The sequence below is a fragment of the Brachyspira pilosicoli genome (assembly GCF_008016535.1).
GTDB lineage: Bacteria > Spirochaetota > Brachyspiria > Brachyspirales > Brachyspiraceae > Brachyspira > Brachyspira pilosicoli_A.
In genome coordinates, this window is sequence record NZ_SAXY01000093.1 from 1 (window position 1) to 1,026 (window position 1,026).

A 1,026-nucleotide genomic window follows, 5' to 3' on the forward strand; every position below is an offset into this window, starting at 1 on the left:
TGTTTAGGAGTATGAGATATTGGACATTTTTTAGTATAAAAAAAGCAGTATCCTTGTTATAATATTTTGAACATAAAACAAATAAAAAGGATGCTACTATGAAAAGAGATTATAGCACAGAATTTAAATTATTTATAGTGGATGAAGCATTAGAAACTAAAAATATTAAAAGATTTCTAAAGATAGAAGAAATACCCAAATCTACTTTTTATGCTTGGCTTAAAAAATATAAAGACACTGGAACTGTCGCTAATTTTAGTACTAGACCAAAAACTTCTCCAAATATCTTTAATAATCAAAAAGCTATTAATTTAATTATTGAACTCTATACTAAAGAATATCGAGGTAAGCATTATATTAAAGCATATTTAAATCGTGAAGGCATTAAGATAGGTGTTACAGCTATAGAGAATGTACTAAAAAGAAATAATCTTTGGAGATATAAAATAAAAAAGAAAAAGAAGCGATATGATAAACGAAAATTTGTCTCTAAAATACAAAAAGAGGGCAAAATAGTTCAAATAGACACTAAATATATCAAATTAGGCAGAAAAAGAGTTTATCAATTCACTGCTGTAGATTTATCTGCTCGTTATAGTTGGAGGCAAATCTATGAGGATAAAACACCTTATAGTGCTTTATCTTTCTTAAAATATGTCTTAAAAACTTCGCCTTTTAAGATACAGGCTATACAAACGGACAATGGTATAGAATATACTTATCGCTGTATTAATACTCCTAAAATAAATATTTTTGATGAATACTGCTTAAAAAATAAATTAGAGAGGAGATATATTCCTATAGCAACACCAAGATACAATGGCGTAGTAGAAAGAGTACACGGCATAGACGAAAGAGAATTTTATTCACGATTAAATAAAAATATCACAGTAGAATTATTGAGAGAAAAATTAAAAGAATATACACATTTTTATAACAATCAAAGATTGATTTCTTCGTTATTGTATATTACAATCAAAGAAAGAATCAAAAATATTATAGCAAGTAAAAGTACAATATCTATGG

The 1,026-nt window shown here is 26.3% G+C and carries 1 protein-coding gene; it reads left to right on the forward strand.

The features are described 5' to 3' along the window. Positions 1–98: 98 nt before the first annotated feature. Positions 99–1,026, forward strand: a 928-nt coding sequence (locus tag EPJ72_RS12855; protein WP_147732504.1) for a DDE-type integrase/transposase/recombinase, incomplete at its 3' end; no start/stop codon positions are given.